This is a genomic window from Oscillibacter sp. (assembly GCF_031978065.1).
Lineage (GTDB): Bacteria > Bacillota > Clostridia > Oscillospirales > Oscillospiraceae > Oscillibacter.
This window is the reverse complement of record NZ_DALZCH010000190.1, coordinates 1-2675: the sequence shown is the minus strand read 5'-3', so window position 1 is coordinate 2675 and position 2675 is coordinate 1. Positions and strand designations below refer to the sequence as shown.

Here is a 2675-nt window from a genome sequence, read left to right as displayed (position 1 = left end):
TGATACCGTGCTGATCTCTGCGGAGCTGGTGGCGCTGCTCCAGAAAATCCGGGACTACTTCGGGAAGCCTGTCACCATCAACAGTGCCTACCGCACGGCGACGTGGAACGCCAAGCAGGGCGGGGCTCCAAAGTCCCAGCACCTGTTGGGCATGGCGGCAGATATTTCTATTGCGGGAGTGTCGCCGCTGACGGTTGCGCAGTATGCGGAATATTTGCAGCCCAAGGCCGGAGGCATCGGAGTATATAAGTCCTTCGCCCATGTGGATGTGAGGGATACCCGGACGCGCTGGGACAGCCGCAGCGGCAGCGAGAAGGCCGTGCTGGGCTGGCCGGGGTATAAGGAAGAGTCCGAGCTGGACAAGGCCGTGGACAAGCTGGCAGCCGCTGGGGTAATTGACAGCCCTGACCGCTGGAAGTCCGGGAACTGGACAAAGCGGGCTGTGGAGCTGTTGATTATCAAGATGGCCGGGAAGGTTTGAGTGGGGCAGCCGGATGCCATGTGGCGTCCGGTTTGTCCTCTTCTGAGGTTGAATAACCCCGTCTCTGAGGATAAAACCTTGGAGACGGGGTTTTAATTAATAAATGACTTTGATGGAATTTATGTCTATGTCGCCAAACTCCACGCTTTCAAAATGATACAGGTTGCCTGTCGCGTTTCCTCTTGCCCGCGCGTTATATGTTAGCTGAATTTCTATTGGAACAAGGGTACCTGTATATTCATCGGTAAATAGCGCGTAGATGGTTCCTTTGCGTGCATATGAGCCGTACGGTATCGGTGGGGTATAATTCGGAGAAGGTTCGTATAGGTCTACATCCAATAATGTAAGAGAAGGTGGCTGCACATTATAATTTAGTAAATTTATGAGCGCTTTTTCCGATTCATCCGTCAATTTGAATGTCGCGGTTCCAATAAGCTCGCCGGTTCTATCATCGAAAATGACTATGCTTGGATTAGTAATTTTTGTATACATGACTCTACCTCCTTCTTCTATACTATTCCGCAAGAAGGAGTTATACGAATTCGACGTGCCTAGCAGAGGAGAGCCTTAATGATTTCATATGTAAGGCCATTGACGAGAGGATGGAGCGTTTAAGGGGCGAATAAAGCAACTCCTCCGTAGGAGCATCGGCTCTTGCGGGGGATTTTTTTGTGTCCATTTTTTAATTGTTTTGGATAGGTGCTATTTTGGAGTAAAAACAAAAGGGAACATATTCTTATCAGTCATTAAAGGAAGAATCCGTGTCGCTGGGAGTGTCGCGGAAAATACCATTGCAAAACACAAATGTTTTTGAATGCTAAAGTCGTATCGATTTAAATGCAACATAAGCCGTTTAAAATATTTGAAAACTATATTGACAGGAAATAAAAAATAATGTAATCTATTGGAAAAAGAAGGTGATTCCCTCGACTAATTTGACATCAAGCGAATATGAAATATTAACGGTGTTATGGTCCAATCCAGATGGGCTTACTGCAAAAGAAATTAATATGCAGAAGCGAGCTGAACTGTGGAAGGATTCTTCTATTCATTTGATTTTGGATAAGATGTTGAAGCGGGAACTTGTGGCCGTGGGCGGTCTTGAGCGCTCGGGAAAAACTTATAGCCGAATTTTCAAGGCGGCAATAACTCCAGAACAATATGCGCTTATGCAAGTCAATCGAAACGCAATTTACTTTAAAGATAAGCGTATAAAGGGATTGTTTTCAGCTTTGGTAGATAGTGACGAAATTTCATTAGAAACAATTGATGAGATCGAGAATCTCCTGAAGAAAAAGAAAGATGAGTTTTAATGGGTGTGTCGGTCTTTACGTTCCTAATGTCACTAATTTGGTGTAATGTTTTTATTCTCCTTGGCGTATTATGTCGAAGAACTTTGGCGCTTAAGCATGGTGTAAACTTAATTCTTGCGATGATTGCAGCCGGGATTGTGAGATTGCTGGTACCCATTGAACTACCCACAGTGATTGTAGTTCGATCCGAAGAGATCATGCCGTCTTTTCAACGCTTTTTCAGTGCTCAGGCATTTGAAATGCATGGGCACTCTGTTAACTGGTTAGATATAATTTTGGCTATCTGGATTGTCGGAAGTGTAATGCATTTGTTGCTGATTGCTTGGTTGCTTTTTCAGCAAAAGCGAAAGATTCGCAGAATGAGAACAGAAGACCATTTAAAGACTTCGGAGTTGGTCGAAGAACTTAGACGCGCTTTGAAAATAGGACCAAAATGCCGTGTAGTTATCTCATCTGACGTAAAAACTCCGATGCTTGTGGGATACTTTTCGCCAATCATATTATTACCGCCACTTGCTTTAACGGAAGATGATATGCGGTATGTCCTGTTGCATGAATTGAATCATTTTATACACAGACATTTGTGGATTAAACTGCTATTTAACGCTTTTTGTGCATTACTCTGGTGGAATCCACTTGTGTATATGGCAAAAAGTGATTTGGATTACATTCTTGAAGTGAGCTGCGATCGGGCTTCGGTGCGCGGGCTAGACACAAAAGAGCGTATTAAGTATGTTGAAGCGACGAGCAACGTTATGAAACAGTTGATAACTTTGGTTACCAAGTCTACCCTCTCCGTTGGGTTTATAACGGCGGAACCAGAGCGAATCGTGCAGCGGTGCGAGTTGATTTTATTCCCGCCAAAGAAGATAAGCCGGACG

4 protein-coding genes are annotated in these 2675 nt (G+C 44.6%); 3 read left to right on the top strand and 1 reads right to left on the bottom strand.

The features are described from left to right. On the top strand, positions 1-481 hold a 481-nt coding region (locus tag RTK01_RS16545; RefSeq protein ID WP_312282022.1), incomplete at its 5' end, for a D-Ala-D-Ala carboxypeptidase family metallohydrolase. Between the two features lie 96 nt (positions 482-577). Here RTK01_RS16545 and RTK01_RS16540 read toward each other — a convergent pair. Beyond that, positions 578-973, bottom strand: a complete 396-nt coding sequence (locus RTK01_RS16540) for a hypothetical protein (RefSeq protein ID WP_312282021.1) — start codon at positions 971-973, stop codon at positions 578-580. A gap of 443 nt (positions 974-1416) precedes the next feature. Between RTK01_RS16540 and RTK01_RS16535 the strand changes: the two genes are divergently transcribed. Both RTK01_RS16535 and RTK01_RS16530 read left to right on the top strand, forming a co-directional pair. After that, positions 1417-1794 (top strand): BlaI/MecI/CopY family transcriptional regulator, encoded by a 378-nt coding sequence (locus RTK01_RS16535; protein WP_312282020.1) that lies wholly within the window; start codon positions 1417-1419, stop codon positions 1792-1794. Positions 1795-1877: 83 nt separating this feature from the next. Next, positions 1878-2675, top strand: a 798-nt coding sequence (locus RTK01_RS16530) for a M56 family metallopeptidase (RefSeq protein WP_312282019.1), incomplete at its 3' end; no start/stop codon positions are given.

What these genes read in the sequence shown, in the direction of transcription:
- RTK01_RS16540 (WP_312282021.1), bottom strand. Translation starts at nt 973, where the DNA reads ATGTATACAAAAATTACTAATCCAAGCATAGTCATTTTCGATGATAGA.